This is a genomic window from Pseudomonas sp. FA117, assembly GCF_057370475.1.
In genome coordinates this window covers 2,946,625-2,965,899 of sequence record NZ_CM170675.1, presented here as the reverse complement: position 1 = coordinate 2,965,899, position 19,275 = coordinate 2,946,625, and the positions used below count along the sequence as shown (strand labels likewise).

The 19,275-nt window shown below is 60.4% G+C and carries 15 protein-coding genes; 12 read left to right on the top strand and 3 right to left on the bottom strand.

The window, feature by feature from the left end; genetic code table 11:
- Positions 1-15: 15 nt before the first annotated feature.
- Entirely contained in the window at positions 16-921 is a 906-nt protein-coding gene (locus tag AC1TXO_RS13555) for a LysR family transcriptional regulator (RefSeq protein WP_004577342.1), read from the bottom strand.
- Between the two features lie 43 nt (positions 922-964).
- Entirely contained in the window at positions 965-1,870 is a 906-nt protein-coding gene (locus tag AC1TXO_RS13550) for a LysR family transcriptional regulator (RefSeq protein ID WP_004577341.1), read from the bottom strand.
- A gap of 112 nt (positions 1,871-1,982) precedes the next feature.
- Here AC1TXO_RS13550 and gcl point away from each other — a divergent pair, with 112 nt between their 5' ends.
- The 5 genes from gcl (at position 1,983) to pyk (ending at position 8,376) form a co-directional block, all read left to right on the top strand.
- Positions 1,983-3,758, top strand: a complete 1,776-nt coding sequence (gene gcl / locus AC1TXO_RS13545) for a glyoxylate carboligase (RefSeq protein WP_004577340.1) — start codon at positions 1,983-1,985, stop codon at positions 3,756-3,758.
- Between the two features lie 13 nt (positions 3,759-3,771).
- On the top strand, positions 3,772-4,542 hold the full coding sequence (gene hyi, locus AC1TXO_RS13540; RefSeq protein ID WP_004577339.1) for a hydroxypyruvate isomerase: 771 nt from the start codon (positions 3,772-3,774) through the stop codon (positions 4,540-4,542).
- 76 nt (positions 4,543-4,618) lie between these two features.
- Entirely contained in the window at positions 4,619-5,503 is an 885-nt protein-coding gene (locus tag AC1TXO_RS13535; RefSeq protein WP_004577338.1) for a 2-hydroxy-3-oxopropionate reductase, read from the top strand.
- 181 nt (positions 5,504-5,684) lie between these two features.
- Complete coding sequence (locus AC1TXO_RS13530; RefSeq protein ID WP_004577337.1) at positions 5,685-6,965, top strand: glycerate kinase type-2 family protein; 1,281 nt, start codon at positions 5,685-5,687, stop codon at positions 6,963-6,965.
- Positions 6,955-8,376 (top strand): pyruvate kinase, encoded by a 1,422-nt coding sequence (gene pyk, locus AC1TXO_RS13525; RefSeq protein ID WP_004577336.1) that lies wholly within the window; start codon positions 6,955-6,957, stop codon positions 8,374-8,376. The genes AC1TXO_RS13530 and pyk overlap by 11 nt, the downstream gene beginning before the upstream one ends.
- A 48-nt stretch (positions 8,377-8,424) precedes the next feature.
- Here the strand turns inward: pyk and glcC are convergent, their stop codons facing one another.
- The gene (gene glcC / locus AC1TXO_RS13520; RefSeq protein WP_004577335.1) at positions 8,425-9,204 is read right to left on the bottom strand and encodes a transcriptional regulator GlcC; all 780 of its coding nucleotides are present in this window, start codon (positions 9,202-9,204) and stop codon (positions 8,425-8,427) included.
- A gap of 259 nt (positions 9,205-9,463) precedes the next feature.
- Here glcC and glcD point away from each other — a divergent pair, with 259 nt between their 5' ends.
- From glcD to AC1TXO_RS13485, 7 genes are all read left to right on the top strand, one after another.
- Entirely contained in the window at positions 9,464-10,963 is a 1,500-nt protein-coding gene (glcD, locus tag AC1TXO_RS13515) for a glycolate oxidase subunit GlcD (protein WP_004577334.1), read from the top strand.
- Positions 10,963-12,015 carry a glycolate oxidase subunit GlcE gene (glcE, locus tag AC1TXO_RS13510; RefSeq protein ID WP_004577333.1) on the top strand — a complete coding sequence of 351 codons (1,053 nt, stop codon included), beginning with the start codon at positions 10,963-10,965 and terminating at the stop codon, positions 12,013-12,015. The genes glcD and glcE overlap by 1 nt, the downstream gene beginning before the upstream one ends.
- 9 nt (positions 12,016-12,024) lie before the next feature.
- A complete protein-coding gene (gene glcF / locus AC1TXO_RS13505) occupies positions 12,025-13,242 on the top strand; it encodes a glycolate oxidase subunit GlcF (RefSeq protein ID WP_004577332.1) in 1,218 nt (405 codons plus the stop codon).
- 198 nt (positions 13,243-13,440) lie between these two features.
- On the top strand, positions 13,441-13,839 hold the full coding sequence (locus tag AC1TXO_RS13500; protein WP_004577331.1) for a heme-binding protein: 399 nt from the start codon (positions 13,441-13,443) through the stop codon (positions 13,837-13,839).
- 45 nt (positions 13,840-13,884) lie between these two features.
- Positions 13,885-16,062 carry a malate synthase G gene (locus AC1TXO_RS13495; protein WP_004577330.1) on the top strand — a complete coding sequence of 726 codons (2,178 nt, stop codon included), beginning with the start codon at positions 13,885-13,887 and terminating at the stop codon, positions 16,060-16,062.
- Between the two features lie 216 nt (positions 16,063-16,278).
- Positions 16,279-17,964, top strand: coding sequence for a lactate permease LctP family transporter (locus AC1TXO_RS13490; protein WP_004577329.1), 1,686 nt, complete (start codon positions 16,279-16,281; stop codon positions 17,962-17,964).
- Positions 17,965-18,025: 61 nt separating this feature from the next.
- Positions 18,026-19,270: a malic enzyme-like NAD(P)-binding protein gene (locus AC1TXO_RS13485; RefSeq protein WP_004577328.1), complete on the top strand. Its 1,245-nt coding sequence runs from the start codon at positions 18,026-18,028 to the stop codon at positions 19,268-19,270.
- The last annotated feature ends 5 nt before the right edge of the window (positions 19,271-19,275 follow it).

The following is a 19,275-nucleotide window of genomic DNA, read 5'->3' as shown; positions in this document are numbered from 1 at the left end:
TACTGTGGCCGGCACTCAAAGACGCCAGTATGGAGCCTCGCCAATGCGTTGCACCATGAAGTCGATGAAGCTGCGCACCTTAGAGGAAACGATCCGTTTCGGCGGATAGATAAACCACAGCGAGGTACCTACCTCTCCAGGCTGGCACTGCCATGCTGATAACCAGCGCACCAACGTGCCTTGGCGGATCGCCGTAGCGACCAGCCAAGCCGGCAGCAGGACGGGGCCCTGCCCCGCCTGCGCGGCGACTAGCTGAGCCTCAAGGTCGTTGGTTCGCAACGTAACCGTGTGACTTTGCCGGACTGTCTCGCCAGCGTGGCTCCAATACAGGTCCAGACGTTGGCTGGACGCAATGAAGCCTTGATCCGCCAGGGCCTCTGGATGCTCTGGTCCGCTCGGCTCATGCCACAATGAGGGCGCGGCGCACAGCACCCACTGCTCGTCAGCAATCTTCCTGGCTTTAAGCGAGGAGTCCGGCAAGCAACCGAGACGTATTGCTAAATCGGCTCCGGCGTCGATGAGATTGACCTGACTCTCCTCACAGGTGAGATCGACTTGGATTTGTGGAAATCGCGCCCTGAACTCGCTCAGCGCCGGCACGATGTGGTGCCGGGCAAACGCCGGTGGTGCGTTAAGTTGGAGCACGCCACGGGGCTCGTCATTCAACGAAGAGGCTGCGGCGCGCGCGACTTCCAGTTCATCCAGCACGCGCTGAGCATGTACCAGGAATGTTCTCCCGCCCTCTGTCAGCCTCAGCGCGCGGGTTGAGCGATTAAACAAAGCAATACCCAGGTCCGTCTCTAAGTCTCTTACGTACCGAGAAATAGTTGAGGCCTTCACCTCCAGTCGTTCTGCCGCCCGTGAGAAGTTGCTCTGCCGCGCCGCCTCGACGAAGGCATTCAAAGCACTGAAATAATCCAAACCCCGACCTCTATAGCATCCATAGGGTGCATCGCTGCCCCCATCACTGTTCCCAATATCCGGGGCTCTGGTACACCAGCTTCAGGTACTCAATAAAATGCCGCACCTTGGCTGGCAAGAAGCGCTGCTGTGGATACACCGCTTGGATATCGTAGTCATCGAGGGCAAAGTCATCCAGAACCGTGACCAGTTCGCCGCTTAGCAACTCCTTCTGAATCTCCCACGTCGAGCGCCAGCCGATCCCCAAGCCTTGGCGCATCCATGAGAACAGCAGTTCGCCATCGTTACACGCGAGACTGCCGCTGACCCGCATCGCTACCTGTCGGCCATTCCGCTGGAATACCCAGCCCCGTTGCTGGCCGCCCTGCAAAGTAAATGCCAAGCAATTGTGGTCGGCCAGGTCCTCCAGGGTGGTCGGACGGCCATTCCGGGCAAAGTATTCAGGAGTGCCACAAACTACCCGACGATTGCTGAACAACTTGACCGCTACATAGTTCGGGTCGGTTACCCCGCCAATGCGGATGCTCATGTCGTAGCCCTCGCTAACCAGATCGACGAGGCTGTCGGTGAGGTTGAACGAGAGCTTCAAGTTGGGAAACTCTTGGTGAAACCCCAATGCGTGCGGGGCAACGTGAACTCTGCCAAAAGAAGCGGGCGCCGAAACCATCAGGTTGCCTTTGACCATAGAGCCGCAGCCACTGATATCGGCCTCCATGTCGTCAAAATCACGCAGCAGTAACCTAGCGCGCTCCAGCAATTGCTCCCCAAGTTCGGTCAGGCGCAAACCCCGAGTCGATCGGTGCATCAGTTTCACGCCCAAGCGTTTCTCCAATGCATCTAGTCGCCTACCGAGTATTGCCGGGGTCACCCCTTCGCTCAGCGCGGCAGAAGCGAAGCTGCCCTTCTGGGCAACCTGAACGAAGCTATGTAGCTCTGTGTACCGTGCCATTCGATACCTTTCATATCGACAGAAAACATTTTTCAGGTGTTCTAACGCACGCAAGCCTAATACAGACTGACCTCCACTACAAAAATTATCGACCCGTGCGAAGGAGTACACAATGGCCAAAATGAGAGCAATCGAGGCCGCCGTTCTGGTGCTGCGCCGTGAAGGTATCGATACCGCATTCGGTATCCCCGGAGCCGCAATCAATCCGTTCTACGCTGCCTTGAAAAAAATTGGTGGAATCGACCATGTATTGGCCCGCCATGTCGAGGGTGCCTCGCACATGGCCGAGGGCTACACCCGTACCCACGCAGGTAATATCGGCCTGTGCATCGGCACATCCGGCCCGGCTGGCACCGACATGGTCACTGGCCTGTACAGCGCCTCGGCAGATTCCATTCCGATTCTCTGCATCACAGGGCAAGCCCCTCGAGCTCGACTGCACAAGGAAGACTTCCAGGCCGTCGACATCACCAGCATTGTCAAACCGGTGACCAAGTGGGCCACTACTGTGCTGGAGCCGGGTCAGGTGCCCTATGCCTTCCAGAAAGCTTTTTACGAAATGCGCAGTGGCCGGCCCGGCCCAGTACTGATCGACCTGCCATTTGACGTGCAGATGGCCGAGATCGAGTTTGACATCGACGCCTACGAGCCGCTACCGGTGCACAAGCCCCAAGCCAGTCGCGTTCAGGCCGAGAAGGCTCTTGCCATGCTCAATGCCGCTGAGCGCCCGCTGATCGTCGCCGGTGGCGGTATCATCAACGCCGACGCCAGTGACAAGCTGGTGGCCTTCGCCGAACTGACCGGCGTGCCGGTAATCCCTACCCTGATGGGCTGGGGAACCCTGCCCGATGACCACCCGTTGATGGCGGGCATGTGTGGCCTGCAGACCTCGCACCGCTACGGCAACGCTACCCTGCTCGAGTCGGATCTGGTGTTCGGCATCGGCAATCGCTGGGCCAACCGCCATACTGGCTCTGTCGACGTCTACACCGAAGGCCGCACGTTTGTGCACGTGGACATCGAACCGACCCAGATCGGTCGTGTGTTCACCCCGGACCTCGGCATCGTCTCCGACGCAGGCGCCGCCCTCGATGTATTCCTCGAGGTAGCTCGCGAGTGGCAGGCCGCTGGCAAGCTCAAGGACCGCAAAGCCTGGGCTGAAGCCTGCCGTGAACGCAAACGCACCCTGCAACGCAAGACCCACTTCGACGAAGTGCCGGTCAAGCCGCAACGGGTATACGAGGAAATGAATCGTTTCTTCGGCAAGGATACTTGCTACGTCAGTACCATCGGTCTGTCGCAGATTGCCGGCGCCCAGTTCCTGCACGTGTACAAGCCGCGTCACTGGATCAACTGCGGCCAGGCGGGGCCGTTGGGTTGGACCATCCCCGCTGCTCTCGGCGTGGTGAAAGCCGATCCAGAGCGCCAGGTCGTCGCGTTGTCTGGTGACTACGACTTCCAGTTCATGATCGAGGAACTGGCGGTGGGCGCACAGTTCAACCTGCCGTACATCCACGTGCTGGTGAATAACGCCTACCTCGGTCTGATTCGCCAAGCCCAGCGTGGTTTTGACATCGACTACTGCGTGCAGCTGTCGTTCGAAAACGTCAACGCGCCAGAACTGGGTAGCTACGGCGTGGACCACGTGACCGTGGTTGAGGGCTTAGGCTGCAAGGCCATCCGTGTATTCGACGCGAACCAGTTGCCCGCCGCCTTCGCCCAGGCCCGCGAACTGATGGAAACCTTCCGCGTACCGGTGGTGGTCGAGGTAATCCTGGAGCGCGTCACGAACATCGCCATGGGTACTGAGATCAACGCCATTAACGAATTTGAGGCGCTGGCTACCAGTCGAGCCGACGCCCCTACTTCCATCCTGCCACTGGACTGACCCGGAGCCGATCATGCCTCGTTTTGCCGCTAACCTGTCCATGCTGTTCACCGAGGTGGACTTCCTGGACCGTTTTAAAGCCGCCGCCCAGGCCGGATTCCGTGGTGTCGAGTACCTGTTCCCCTACGATTACCCCGTAGAGGAGATCCGCGCCCGCCTGGATGCCAACCAACTGCAACAGGTGCTCTTCAATCTGCCCGCTGGCGACTGGGCTAAGGGTGAGCGTGGTATCGCCTGCCTGCCGGAACGGGTCGAGGAGTTCCGTGCCGGCGTCGACATTGCCATTGAATACGCCAAGGTGCTGGGTAACACCCAGGTTAACTGTCTGGCTGGCATCACGCCGCAGGGTGTAGACCCGTTCATGGTGCAAAACACCCTGCTCGACAACCTCGAGTACGCTGCCGACCGCCTCGAAGCGGTGGGCATCAAGCTGGTGATGGAGATGATCAATACCCGTGACATCCCCGGTTTCTACCTGAACACCACGAAGCAAGCGCTGGAGATTCGTGAACAGGTCGGCAGCCCAAACCTGTTCCTGCAGTACGACATCTACCACATGCAGATCATGGAAGGGGACCTGGCACGCACGATGGCAGCCAACCTCGCTGCGATCAACCACATCCAGTTGGCCGACAATCCTGGGCGCAACGAGCCCGGCACTGGCGAGATCAATTATGCGTTCCTGTTCGAACACCTGGACCGCATTGGCTACCAAGGCTGGGTGGGCGCGGAATACAAGCCACTGACAACAACCAAAGCGGGGCTCGGCTGGCTCAAGGCCTGATCGAGACCAAAGCCCCCATACAGTTCCGTGACACGTAACTGTATGGGGTCAATAAATAGAAAAGAGGCAATTTCTCATGGCTAAAATCGGTTTCATCGGCACTGGTATCATGGGCAAGCCCATGGCCCAAAACCTGCAAAAAGCAGGTCATGAACTGTTCGTTTCTACCCACCATGACCCGGTGCCCGCCGACCTCATCGCCACACCACTGCCCAGCCCAAAAGCGGTGGCCGAAGCAGTTGAGTTCATCATCGTCATGGTGCCCGACACCCCTCACGTTGAGGATGTTCTGTTTCGTCAAAACGGTGTAATCGAGGGCGTGGGCGAAGGCAAGGTGGTGATCGACATGAGTTCGATCTCACCAACCGCCACCAAGGTTTTCGCCGAGAAGGTCAAGGCCACCGGCGCTGCCTACCTCGACGCCCCAGTGTCCGGCGGCGAAGTCGGTGCCAAAGCCGCGACCCTGAGCATCATGGTCGGTGGCTGCCCGAACGCCTTCGAACGCGCTCTGCCGCTGTTCCAGGCCATGGGCAAGAACATCACCCGCGTCGGTGGTAACGGTGACGGCCAGACCGCCAAGGTCGCCAACCAGATCATCGTCGCCCTGAACATCCAGGCCGTCGCCGAAGCGCTGCTGTTCGCCGCCAAGAACGGCGCAGATCCTGCCAAGGTACGTGAAGCACTGATGGGCGGCTTCGCCTCCTCGAAGATCCTCGAAGTGCACGGCGAGCGCATGATCAAGGGCACCTTCGACCCAGGCTTCCGCATCAGCCTGCACCAGAAGGACCTGAACCTGGCCCTGCAAGGCGCCAAGGAACTGAACATCAACCTGCCCAACACTGCCAACGCGCAACAGGTGTTCAGCACCTGCGCGGCCATCGGTGGCAGCAACTGGGACCACTCCGCACTGATCAAAGGCCTTGAGCACATGGCCAACTTCTCGATCCGCGACGAGAAGTGATTCCCTAGCGACTACAGCGGTTTCTTCGCTGGAAGTTCGCAAAGCGTCCAGCACTGTCTGACTTGCGACCACGGGTCAGGCAGCGGCAATGAGCAATACCCGCCCTTGGTTCGGCCTGCACGGAGGCAGTTCCAGGGGCGTTTTCGATTCTGCAGAACAACAAGAATTTTGGGAGCCTGCCATGTCGGTCGATCCGCAAAAAATCCTTCGCAAGCTGTTCGATACAGCCATCAACGCCGCGCATCCCCGCCAGGTGCTCGAAGCCCATCTGCCCAGCGACCGCACCGGCCGCGTCATCGTCATCGGCGCTGGCAAAGCCGCCGCAGCCATGGCCGAAGTGGTCGAGCGCAGTTGGCAAGGCGACGTCTCGGGCCTGGTGGTCACCCGCTACGGCCACGGCGCCAACTGCTCGAAGATCGAGGTGGTCGAAGCCGCCCACCCGGTACCGGACGCCGCGGGCCTGGCCGTTGCCAAGCGCGTGCTGGAGATGGTCAGCAACCTCACCGAAGACGACCGTGTCATCTTCCTGCTTTCCGGCGGTGGCTCTGCCCTGCTGGCCCTGCCCGCCGAAGGCCTGACCCTGGCCGACAAGCAGCAGATCAACAAGGCGCTGCTCAAGTCCGGCGCCACCATCGGCGAGATGAACTGCGTGCGCAAGCACCTCTCGGCGATCAAGGGCGGCCGCCTGGCCAAGGCCTGCTGGCCGGCCACGGTCTACACCTATGCGATTTCCGATGTACCGGGCGACCTCGCCACGGTCATCGCCTCCGGCCCCACCGTGGCCGACCCGAGCACCAGCGCCGAAGCCCTGGCGATCATCAAGCGCTACAACATCGCCGCACCAAAAGCGGTGATCGACTGGCTGAACAACCCGGCTTCGGAAACCGTCAAGGAAAACGACCCGGCCCTGGCCCGCAGCCACTTCCAGTTGATCGCCAAGCCCCAGCAGTCGCTGGACGCCGCCGCCGTGATCGCCCGCAAGCACGGCTTCAGCCCGTTGATCCTTGGCGACCTGGAAGGCGAGTCGCGTGAAGTGGCCAAGGTGCACGCCGGCATCGCCCGGCAGATCCGCCTGCATGGCCAGCCGCTGGCCGCGCCCTGCGTGATCCTTTCCGGCGGCGAGACCACCGTGACCGTGCGCGGCAACGGCCGTGGCGGGCGCAACGCCGAGTTCCTGCTGAGCCTGACCGAAAGCCTCAAGGGCCTGCCGGGCGTCTACGCCCTGGCCGGTGACACCGACGGCATCGACGGTTCGGAAGAGAACGCCGGGGCGATCATGACCCCCGACAGCTACGCCCGCGCCCAGGCCCTGGGCCTGTCGGCCGCCGACGAGCTGGACAACAACAACGGCTACGGCTACTTCGCCGCGCTGGATGCGCTGATCGTCACCGAGCCGACCCGCACCAACGTCAACGATTTCCGCGCCATCCTGATCCTCGAGACTGCCCAACATGACGCCTGATAAAAAAGTAAAGATCCTTGCCACCCTGGGCCCTGCGATCAAGGGCATCGACGACGTACGCCAGTTGGTCGAGGCCGGGGTGAACATCTTCCGCCTCAACTTCAGCCACGGCGAGCACGCCGACCATGCGATGCGTTTCAAGTGGATCCGCGAAGTGGAAAGCCAACTGAACTACCCACTGGGCATCCTCATGGACCTGCAAGGTCCGAAACTGCGCGTTGGCCGCTTTGCCGAAGGCAAGGTCCATCTGCAACGTGGCCAGTCTCTACGCCTGGACTTGGATGGCACGCCGGGCGATGAGCGTCGAGTTAATCTGCCGCACCCTGAGATCATCGCCGCCCTGGAGCTGGGCATGGATCTGCTACTGGACGATGGCAAGTTGCGCCTGCGGGTGACCGCCAAGCACGCTGATGCTATCGACACCGAGGTGCTCAATGGTGGCGAGCTGTCCGACCGCAAGGGCGTGAACGTGCCGCAGGCGGTGCTCGACCTCTCTCCGCTCACCGAGAAAGACCGCCGCGACCTGACCTTCGGCCTGGAACTGGGCGTGGACTGGGTGGCGCTGTCGTTCGTGCAGCGCCCGCAGGACATCGTCGAGGCGCGCCAACTGATCGGCGACCGTGCCTTCCTCATGGCCAAGATCGAGAAACCGTCGGCCGTTACCCAACTGCGCGAGATCGCCGAACTGAGCGACGCGATCATGGTCGCCCGTGGTGACCTAGGTGTGGAAGTGCCGGCCGAAAGCGTGCCGCAGATCCAGAAGAGCATCATCACCATCTGCCGCCAGTTGGGCCGCCCGGTGGTCGTTGCGACCCAGATGCTCGAGTCCATGCGATTCTCCCCTGCCCCGACCCGCGCTGAGGTCACGGACGTAGCCAACGCCGTGGCCGAAGGTGCGGACGCGGTGATGTTGTCGGCCGAGACTGCCTCGGGTGACTACCCACTGGAAGCGGTGCAGATGATGAGTAAGATCATCCGCCAGGTTGAAGCGGGCCCGGATTACCAGGTGCAGTTAGACGTTGGACGGCCTCAGGCCGAGGCCACTGTCTCGGATGCGATCAGTTGTGCGATCCGCCGGATCAGCGGCATTCTGCCGGTGGCGGTGCTGGTGAATTATAGCGAATCAGGGGCGTCGACCCTGCGTGCCGCCCGTGAGCGCCCGAGAGCTCCTATCCTCAACCTGACACCAAATCTGAACACAGGTCGACGTCTGAGCGTCGCCTGGGGCGTCTATTCGGTCGTCAATCAACGGTTGCGGAAGGTCGAGGATGTTACGAGTACAGCACTCTCTCAAGTGCAATTGCTGGAAATGGCCAAGCCCGGCGACACGGTTGTCATAACCGCCGGTATGCCGTTTGGACGCCTTGGCAGCACCAACACGTTACGCATAGAACAAATTCCCATGAGCTAGGACCCTCAGGCCATAGTCCCGAGCACAGGCGCTTACAAGCGCCTGTTTTTATTTCCAACCTTCCAGGCGCATAGTCGCTCGAACCAGGCGTTGTTCTTCTTGCTCAATCTCTTGCAGGTTGTCACGGACGCTAGTGATGTGTTCTCGAGCAGCTCGTTGGGCCTGTTCGGGTAACTGCTCCATCACCGCATGGTAGAGCCGAGAGTGCTGGCGATCGATCTGCCGTTTCTGCGCTGGCCGACAGTAGAGATTATTGACGGAAGCAAACACCGTGCTGAGCGTCAAATCGCTGAGTGACTGCAAGGTGTGCACTAAGACCGGGTTATGCGAAGCCTCACTAATCGCTCTGTGGAAGGCATGGTCGCGCCGGGCGTGCTCACGTGGGTCATGGGATTCTGGATTCTCATGGGCGTCTACCATCTCGTCGTAGCGACGTTTGATCAGCACCCGATCAATATCAGTCGCACGTAGTGCGGCCAGTCTGGCCGACTCTGCTTCAAGAAGTGCTCGCACTTCCAGCAGGTCGAACAGCGTCCGCGGTTGTGAGCTAAAAAGGTGCATCAAAGGGGTCGCATTACCTGTCCTACTCAAATCTGCAACGAATGAACCCCGCCCTTGTTCGGTCTCAACAATGCCTCTGCCACGTAGCACTCGCAAACCTTCCCGTAATGCTGATCGCGAGCATCCCAGCTTCTCCACCAGACGTCGCTCAGAAGGCAATGCCTGGCCAACCTTGAGTACACCATCGACGATCAGCTTTTCGATACGTTCGGCCACTTGATCGGCGATCTGTACTTTTTCATGCTTCTGCGAAACCACGGTGTTCATTGCCACCTCTCAACTGGTAGGACCAGCTTCTTATTGTTATCTCGTTAGAGAAAGATTTTCACGCAAAAACCTCTCTACCACCACATTCATTTTAGCCATGCGGCAAAAAAGTGGTCCTACCAGTTGGCGTGCTCATCGACTCCCCGCGATAGAACGAGCAGCCTAATCTCGACTTCGGTCTGGTGAGCCAGCGTCGTATGGGTGATCCCCCCAGGCGCCCCGGCCACGCCAAAAAACAACAAAAATACAAGTGAGCCTTATGAATATTCTCTACGATGAGCGAGTCGACGGTGCCCTGCCGCGGGTCGACAAGGCTGCCCTGCTTTTTGAGCTACAAGAGTCCCTTCCAGATCTGGAAATCCTCCACAGCCAAGAAGATCTCCTTCCCTACGAGTGTGATGGTCTTTCCGCCTACCGTGTGGTTCCGCTGTTGGTGGTACTGCCTAAGCGGATCGAGCACGTCCAAGCCCTTTTAAAGATTTGTCATGCCCGTCAGGTCCCGGTGGTCGCACGCGGCGCTGGCACAGGTCTATCCGGAGGCGCCCTGCCACTGGAGCAAGGCATTCTGTTGGTAATGGCCCGCTTCAACCGAATCATTGAGGTCAATCCCGAAGGTCGTTACGCACGGGTTCAGCCCGGTGTTCGTAACCTGGCGATTTCTCAGGCGGCTGCGCCTCATGGGTTGTACTACGCACCTGATCCTTCCTCACAGATCGCTTGCTCAATCGGCGGCAACGTCGCCGAGAACGCAGGTGGCGTGCATTGTCTGAAGTACGGTTTAACCGTACACAACCTGCTCAAGGTTGAGATTCTCACCATCGAAGGCGAGTACATGACCTTGGGCAGCGATGCGCTAGACGCCCCAGGGTTTGACCTGTTGGCGCTGTTTACTGGTTCTGAAGGCATGTTGGGCATTGTCACTGAGGTGACTGTCAAACTGTTGCCCAAGCCCCAGGTCGCACGCGTTTTGCTGGCTAGCTTCGACTCGGTGGAAAAAGCCGGGCGCGCAGTTGGCGATATCATCGCCGCCGGCATCATCCCCGGGGGGCTGGAGATGATGGACAACCTGTCTATCCGCGCCACGGAGGACTTCATTCACGCCGGTTACCCCGTGGACGCTGCTGCCATCCTGTTGTGCGAGCTTGACGGCGTAGAGTCCGACGTGCAGGAGGACTGCGAATGCGTCGAGGCAGTGCTTCGGGCTGCGGGCGCGACCGACGTGCGTCTGGCCTGCGATGAAGCCGAGCGCGCGCGCTTCTGGGCCGGACGCAAGAACGCCTTCCCGGCGGTGGGGCGCATCTCTCCAGACTATTACTGCATGGACGGCACCATTCCACGCCGTGAGTTGCCGGGCGTGCTCAATGGCATCACGGAGCTTTCGGAACAATACGGTTTGCGTGTCGCCAACGTATTCCATGCCGGCGACGGCAATATGCATCCGCTGATTCTCTTCGATGCCAACCAGCCTGGTGAACTGGAGCGTGCCGAGGCGTTGGGCGGGAAGATCCTCGAGCTGTGCGTGGCAGTCGGTGGCAGCATCACCGGTGAGCACGGTGTGGGCCGCGAGAAAATCAACCAGATGTGCGCGCAATTCAACAGCGATGAGCTGACCCTGTTCCACGCCGTCAAGCACGCCTTCGACCCGCAGGGCCTGCTCAACCCCGGCAAGAATATCCCTACCCTGCACCGCTGCGCCGAATTTGGCTCGATGCACGTGCACCACGGCAAGTTGCCCTTCCCTGAACTGGAGCGCTTCTGATGCGACACGATCACGACGCTAGCGCTGCCCTGCTGGAGCAGGTCAATCAGGCGCTCAACGAACGCACGCCTCTGCGCATTCAGGGCAGCAACAGCAAGAATATGCTTGGCCGTCCGGTCACGGGCGAGGTGCTTGATACCCGCAGCCACCGCGGGATTGTCAGCTATGACCCCACCGAGTTGGTACTAACCGCCCGCGCCGGTACGCCGTTGGTGGACATCGAGGCCGCGCTCGACGCCGCCGGCCAGATGCTGCCTTTCGAGCCACCGCATTTTGGCCCTGGAGCCACCCTCGGCGGCATGGTCGCCGCCGGACTTTCCGGCCCACGCCGCCCTTGGGCCGGCTCGGTACGGGACTATGTACTGGGCACCCGCGTTATCACCGGTCACGGCAAACTGCTGCGCTTCGGTGGTGAAGTAATGAAGAACGTCGCTGGCTACGATCTCTCGCGGCTGATGGCGGGTAGTTTCGGGTGCCTGGGGGTGTTGACCGAAGTGTCGCTGAAGGTGCTACCCAAGCCGCGCAAGTGCCAGAGCCTGCGCTTGGAAATGGACCTGCACCAGGCCTTGGGCGAGCTGGCCGAATGGGGCCAGCAACCGATACCGATCAGTGCAGCCTCCTACGACGGGCATGCCCTGCACCTGCGCCTGGAAGGCGGCGAAGGCTCGGTGGCCTCCGCGGTCGAGCGTCTGGGAGGTGAGGACCTCGATGGTAGTTATTGGACTGACCTGCGTGAGCAACGCCTGGGCTTTTTCGAGGCCCCTCAACCGCTGTGGCGCCTTTCGCTGCCACACAACAGCGCGCCGATCGAATTGCCAGGCAGGCAGTTGCTGGACTGGGGGGGCGCACAGCGCTGGTTGAAGTCCGACGTCCCCGCAGAACTGATTCGCCAGGCGGTAGCCCGCATCGGCGGTCATGCGACTCTTTATGAATCAGATCCGGCGTCGTTCCATCCGCTGGTGGCACCGCTGCTGCGCTACCACCGCAATCTCAAGTTGCAACTCGATCCCCAGGGCATCTTCAACCCGGGCCGCCTGTACGCCGAAGTCTGAGAGTGCACCATGCAAACTAATCTGAGCGAACAAGCCAAAAGTCTTCCCCGTGCAGAGGAAGCCGAACGTATTCTGCGCTCCTGCGTGCATTGCGGGTTCTGCACGGCCACCTGCCCCACCTACCAACTGCTGGGCGATGAGTTGGATAGTCCACGCGGACGCATTTACCTGATCAAGCAGGTGCTCGAAGGCCAGCCGGTCACGGCCAAGACCCAAGCTCACCTGGACCGCTGCCTGACCTGCCGCAACTGTGAAACCACCTGTCCGTCCGGAGTTCAGTACCACAACCTGCTCGACATCGGCCGCGCCGTGGTTGAGCAACAGGTGCCTCGCCCGCTGGGCCAGCGGCTACTGCGTGAGGGCCTGCGTGCAGTGGTACCGCGTCCTGCACTGTTCAGGGCCTTGACCAGCACCGCCAAAGCCTTCCGTCCGTTGCTGCCGCAAACCCTACAAGCCAAGCTACCGCGCCATCCGCACCCGGCTAAGCCTCGTCCTCAACTGTTGCATGCACGTCGTGTGCTAATGCTCGAAGGCTGCGTGCAACCTGCCCTCTCGCCCAACACAAATGCGGCGGCAGCACGTGTGCTTGACCGCTTGGGCATTTCTGTGACTGCGGCCCGCGAAGCCGGTTGCTGTGGTGCAGTGGACTACCACCTCAATGCTCAAGAAAAGGGCTTGGAACGCGCCCGGCGCAATATCGATGCCTGGTGGCCAGCTATCGAGGCAGGTGCCGAAGCCATCGTACAGACGGCCAGTGGCTGCGGCGCTTTTGTGCGCGACTACGGCCATCTGCTCGAAGACGACCCTGCATACGCCGAAAAGGCCGCGCGGGTCAGTACTCTGGCTCGTGACTTGGTCGAGGTGTTGCGCGACGAGCCATTGGAACGGCTGGGTATCCACGGCGATCGTCGCTTGGCCTTCCACTGCCCCTGCACTCTGCAACATGCACAAAAGCTCGGTGGCGCTGTTGAAGGTGTGCTTGAGCGACTGGGCTTCAGCCTAACCGCCGTGCCTGACAGTCACCTGTGTTGCGGTTCGGCAGGCACCTATTCGCTGACTCAGCCGGAACTGTCATTTCAACTGCGCGACAACAAGCTCAACGCCCTGGAAAGCGGCAATCCGGAAGTTATCGTCACCGCCAACATCGGCTGCCAGACCCACCTCGACGGCGCTGGACGCACACCTGTGCGCCATTGGATTGAACTGGTGGAAGAAGCACTCGTTTAGGTGACTCCGATGATCTCCCACGGCGCTACGTTCCGTCCGTGGGAGTTCCCGAAGTGCCATTCGATACCTTTTGTATCGGCAGAAAACGCTTTCCAAGTGTTCTGCCGCTAACAAGCCTCATCCAGACTGATAGCCACAGAAAACCTAGTGCCATGCAACGCATAGCAGTATGCAAGAAGCACTAGCCAGGAGAACACCATGCAACGCAAAGCTGTGCTCGAACAAGCCGAAGTCGCCCGCATCCTCGCTGCCGCACGCGAAGAGGCGCAGCGTAACCAGTGGGCGGTGTGTATCGCCGTAGTCGATGACGGCGGCCACCCGCTGGCCCTCGAGCGCCTCGATGGTTGCGCCCCCATCGCTGCTTACATCGCCACCGAAAAGGCTCGCAGCGCAGCGCTCGGCCGACGCGACACCAAGGGTTACGAGGAAATGGTCAACGGCGGGCGCACCGCGTTTGTCAGCGCACCGCTGCTGACATCGCTCGAAGGGGGCCTTCCGCTGCGGGTGGACGGGCAAGTGGTTGCTGCCGTGGGCGTTTCCGGAGTGAAGGCCGAACAGGATGCCCAAGTGGCTGCAGCCGGGATCGCTGCGCTCTGAGCGCGGCTTCAAGAACAGATGAACCAAGCGATAGGAGAGACGAGAATGACCGAGCGCGTGCCATGCCAGCGTTTGCAGGTGGCTGAGAACTTCAAGCACTTCATCGAGGATGAGGTGCTCCCCGGCACCGAGATTACGTCGGATCATTTCTGGAGGGGGCTCGATGCCCTGGTGCACGATCTGGCGCCGCGCAACCGCGCTTTGCTGGCCGAGCGTGTTCACTTGCAGGGCGAATTGGATACCTGGCACCGCGCCCACCCCGGGCCGGTAACGGACATGGAGGCCTATCAGCGCTTCCTTGGCTGCATCGGTTATCTGCTGCCACAACCTGAAAAGGTTAAGGTCGGCACGGACCATGTCGACCGTGAGGTAGCAGTGCAGGCCGGCCCGCAGTTGGTGGTGCCGGTGATGAACGCACGCTATGCGCTCAACGCCGCTAATGCCCGTTGGGGCTCGTTGTACGATGCCCTGTATGGCACCGACGCCATCGCCGAAGACGGCGGCGCCAGCAAGGGGCCTGGATACAATCCGGTGCGTGGCGCTCGAGTCATTGCGTTCGCCCGCGCCTTCCTCGACCAGGCCTTCCCCCTGCAGGGCGGTTCTCACGTCGATGCCAGCGCCTACCAGGTAGTGGATGGTCAATTGCGGGTATCGCTGCATAGCGGTGAAGCGATCGGTTTGGCCCAATCGGATCAATTCGTTGGTCACCAGGGCGAAGCATTGTCACCGACCGTCGTACTGCTCGTGCATCGTGACTTGCACGTGGAGATCCAGATCGACCCGACCAGCCCAGTCGGCAGCACCGATGCCGCTGGCGTCAAGGACCTGGTGCTGGAGTCGGCCTTGACCACCATCATGGACTGCGAAGATTCAGTGGCCGCGGTCGATGCCGATGACAAGGTGGCTGTCTACCGTAACTGGCTGGGCCTGATGAAGGGCGACCTGACTGAAACCGTGAGCAAGAACGGGAAGGCATTCACGCGTACCCTGAACCCTGACCGCACCTACCAGGGCCGCGACGGTAAACCAGTAACCCTGCCGGGGCGCTCGCTGCTGTTCGTGCGCAACGTTGGTCATCTGATGAGCACCCCAACCATCCTCGATCAGGAAGGGCAGGAGATTCCCGAAGGAATTCTCGATGCCGTAATCACTAGCCTTGCAGCCGTTCACGACCTGCGCCGCCGCGGCAACTCGCGTAGCGGCAGCGTCTATATCGTGAAGCCCAAGATGCACGGCCCTGCTGAGGTAGCATTTGCCAACAGGCTGTTTGGTCGAGTTGAGGATCTTCTTGGCCTGGCCCCTCATACCTTGAAGATGGGCATCATGGACGAGGAGCGCCGCACCAGCATCAACCTCAAGGCGTGCATCGCCGAAGCCGCCAACCGAGTGGTGTTCATCAATACCGGGTTCCTCGACCGTACGGGCGACGAGATGCACTCGACCATGGAAGCCGGCGCCATGCTGCGCAAGGGCGACATGAAGTCGACTCCCTGGATCCAGTCCTATGAGCGCAACAACGTACTGGTGGGGCTGGACTGTGGCCTGCGTGGACGGGCGCAAATCGGCAAGGGCATGTGGGCCATGCCGGACCTGATGGCAGCCATGCTTGAACAGAAAATTGCTCACCCCAAGGCCGGCGCCAACACTGCGTGGGTACCTTCGCCTACCGCCGCGACGCTGCATGCGCTGCATTACCACCAAGTAGACGTGCGTCAAGTGCAACAAGAGTTGGAACGCATCGACCTGGACAGCCAGCGCGCCGAGTTGCTGCAAGGCCTGCTCAGTGTGCCGGTCAGTGTCGATCGCAACTGGAGCCCGGCCGAGATCCAGGCAGAACTGGATAACAACTGCCAGAGCATCCTTGGCTATGTAGTGCGCTGGATCGAACAGGGCGTTGGTTGTTCCAAAGTGCTCGATATCCACGACGTAGGTTTGATGGAAGACCGCGCCACCCTGCGTATCTCCGCCCAGCATATTGCGAACTGGCTGCACCATCGTGTGGTTAGCACTGGCCAAGTCCGTGCAGCGCTGGAGCGCATGGCTCAGGTGGTCGATGGGCAGAATGCTGGGGACCAAGCCTACCGCCCGATGGCGCCGGACTTTGAAAGCAGCCATGCCTTCCGCGCCGCCTGTGACCTGGTGTTCAAGGGACGTGAGCAGCCAAGTGGCTACACAGAGCCGCTGCTCCATGCCTGGCGGTTACGCTTCAAACAGGCTCGCTGAACCCGTACCTGCCCGTCGCTGATGAGCTCACTCCCACATGACTGCACCGCGTCTGTGGGAGATCCCAAATAACGTTTTCGCAGCATCCAGTGCCGACAGGATCTGGCTTGCCAGCGAGGAGGCATTGCTCACCGTCATACACATTCGACCAGCTAACCCCGTCGAAACATCCGCATCACCCTTACAAGCTATCAACAATAAAAAGAGGCTTTTAACATGCAAACTTGGGAACAGATGTACACTCCCCTCGGCAGCCTGGGCTTGTCAGCCTTGGTCGCGCTGATCCCGATCATTTTCTTCTTTATTGCTCTCGCCGTCTTTCGCATGAAAGGCTATATCGCCGGCACCATTACCTTGGTGTTGTCGATCCTAGTCGCCACCCTGGCCTACGACATGCCCTTGGACATGGCCTTTGCCGCTGCCGGTTACGGCTTCGCTTATGGTCTGTGGCCAATCGCCTGGATCATTGTCGCGGCCGTATTTCTCTACAAGCTTACGGTCAAAAGCGGTCAGTTCGAGGTGATTCGCAGCTCGGTGCTGTCGATCACCGATGACCAGCGCCTGCAGGTACTGCTGATCGGCTTCTCCTTCGGGGCTTTCCTCGAAGGTGCGGCCGGCTTCGGCGCGCCAGTGGCGATCACCGGTGCCTTGCTTGTGGGGCTGGGTTTCAATCCGCTGTACGCCGCAGGGCTGTGCCTGATCGCCAACACCGCACCGGTGGCCTTCGGTGCTTTGGGTGTGCCGATTATCGTCGCTGGGCAAGTGACTGGCATCGACGCGTTCAAGATTGGCGCCATGGCCGGACGCCAACTGCCGCTGCTCTCGGTCATCGTACCGTTCTGGCTGGTAGCGATCATGGACGGTTGGCGCGGCGTCAAAGAAACCTGGCCTGCCGCGCTGGTGGCCGGCGCGAGCTTTGCCATCACCCAGTACCTGACCTCGAATTACATCGGCCCGGAACTGCCGGACATCACCTCGGCGCTGGTCAGTATCGTCTCGCTGACGCTGTTCCTCAAGGTCTGGCAGCCGACCCGTGCCGCCGATCGTGAGGTGGTCAGCGTGTCCGGCGGTGCGGCGGTCATGGGCGGCTTCTCCGGCCCTCGCGGCGGTACGCCGTCGCCGTACAGCTTCGGGCAGATCCTCAAGGCTTGGTCGCCGTTCCTGATCCTCACTGTGCTGGTAACCATCTGGACGCTCAAACCATTCAAGGCGATGTTCGCCCCAGGTGGCGCGCTCGAGCAGTTGGTGCTGATGTTCAAGATTCCGCACCTGGACCAACTGGTGATGAAGGCCGCACCCATCGTCGCCCAACCCACCCCAATGGCGGCGGTGTATAAGTTCGACTTGGTGTCGGCGGGTGGTAGTGCAATCTTACTGTCGGCGCTGGTCTCGATGTTTGTCCTGCGCATCAACTGGAAGACCGGACTGGTCAGCTTTAAGGAGACCCTGGTCGAACTCAAGCTACCGATCCTGTCCATCGGCATGGTGCTGGCTTTCGCCTTCGTCACCAACTATTCCGGTATGTCTACCACCTTGGCGCTGGTGCTGGCCGGTACTGGCGCGGCGTTCCCGTTCTTCTCGCCGTTCCTGGGCTGGCTGGGGGTATTCCTGACCGGCTCCGACACCTCGTCCAATGCCCTGTTCGGCTCGCTGCAAGCCACCACCGCGCACCAGATTGGCGTCAGCGACACCCTGCTGGTCGCTGCCAATACCAGTGGCGGCGTAACCGGCAAGATGATCTCGCCGCAGTCGATCGCTGTGGCATGTGCTGCCACCAGCATCGTCGGCAAGGAGTCGGATCTGTTCCGCTTCACCTTGAAGCACAGCCTGATCTTTGCCGCCATCATCGGTCTGATCACCCTGTCCCAGGCATACGTGTTCACCGGCATGCTGGTGCACTGATACCCACCGGGCGCCGGGTTCACCGGCGCCTTTCCACCCCAATCATGATCGGTGAGAACCCATGACCTCCAATTTCAAGCAAGCAGCCCTGGACTATCATGAACATCCCACGCCAGGGAAAATCCGTATCGAACTGAGTAAGCCGGCCAACACCGCCAACGATCTTGCCTTGGCTTACAGCCCAGGCGTCGCCGAGCCAGTAAGGGCTATCGCTGCCTGCCCAGATGATGCGTACCGCTATACCAGCAAGGGCAACTTGGTCGCCGTTATCAGCAACGGTTCGGCGATCCTCGGCCTCGGCAACCTCGGCCCGCTGGCCAGTAAGCCAGTGATGGAGGGTAAAGCACTGCTCTTCAAGCGCTTTGCGGACATCGATTCGGTAGATATCGAGGTCAAGGCCACGACGCCCGAGACGTTTATCGATACCGTGGCACGCATAGCCGACACGTTCGGTGGCATCAACCTTGAAGATATCAAGGCGCCGGACTGCTTCGAGATTGAGCAGAAATTGATTGAGCTGTGCGACATCCCTGTCTTCCACGACGACCAACATGGTACGGCGATCGTGACTGCGGCCGGTCTACTCAATGCGCTAGAAATCCAGGACAAGCGCTTAGAGGACGCTCGCATCGTTTGTCTTGGTGCCGGTGCGGCAGCAACCGCTTGCATGAACCTGCTGGTTGCACTCGGCGCCCGTCGCGACAAGCTGTATATGCTGGACCGTCAAGGCGTGATCCACTCTGGTCGTGAAGGTCTCGATCCGCACAAGTTGGCATTCGCCAATGACTCAGGAGCACGCACCCTGGACGAGGCCTTGCAAGGCGCCGATGTATTCTTGGGTCTTTCTGGTGCGAACCTGTTGACCCCTGAGGCACTCGGCAATATGGCAGCGAGGCCAATCCTGTTTGCCTGCTCCAACCCTGACCCAGAGATTAGCCCTGAGTTGGCCAAATCCGTGCGTGACGATCTGATCATCGCCACCGGTCGATCTGACTACCCCAACCAAGTGAATAACGTGCTGGGCTTCCCATTCATCTTCCGTGGTGCCCTGGATGTGAGGGCTCGACATATCAATGAAGCGATGAAAATTGCGGCGGTAGAGGCACTGCGACAGTTGGCCAAAACCCCGGTCCCAAGTGACGTACTGCAGGCCTATCAACTGGACAGTCTGGCATTTGGCCGGGATTACATCTTGCCCAAACCGATGGATGCCCGCTTGCTGGTAGCGATTTCGAGCGCAGTTGCCAAGGCTGCAGTCGAGTCAGGCGTTGCCCGCCTGCCATACCCGGCGCATTACCCCGTATAGGGGTA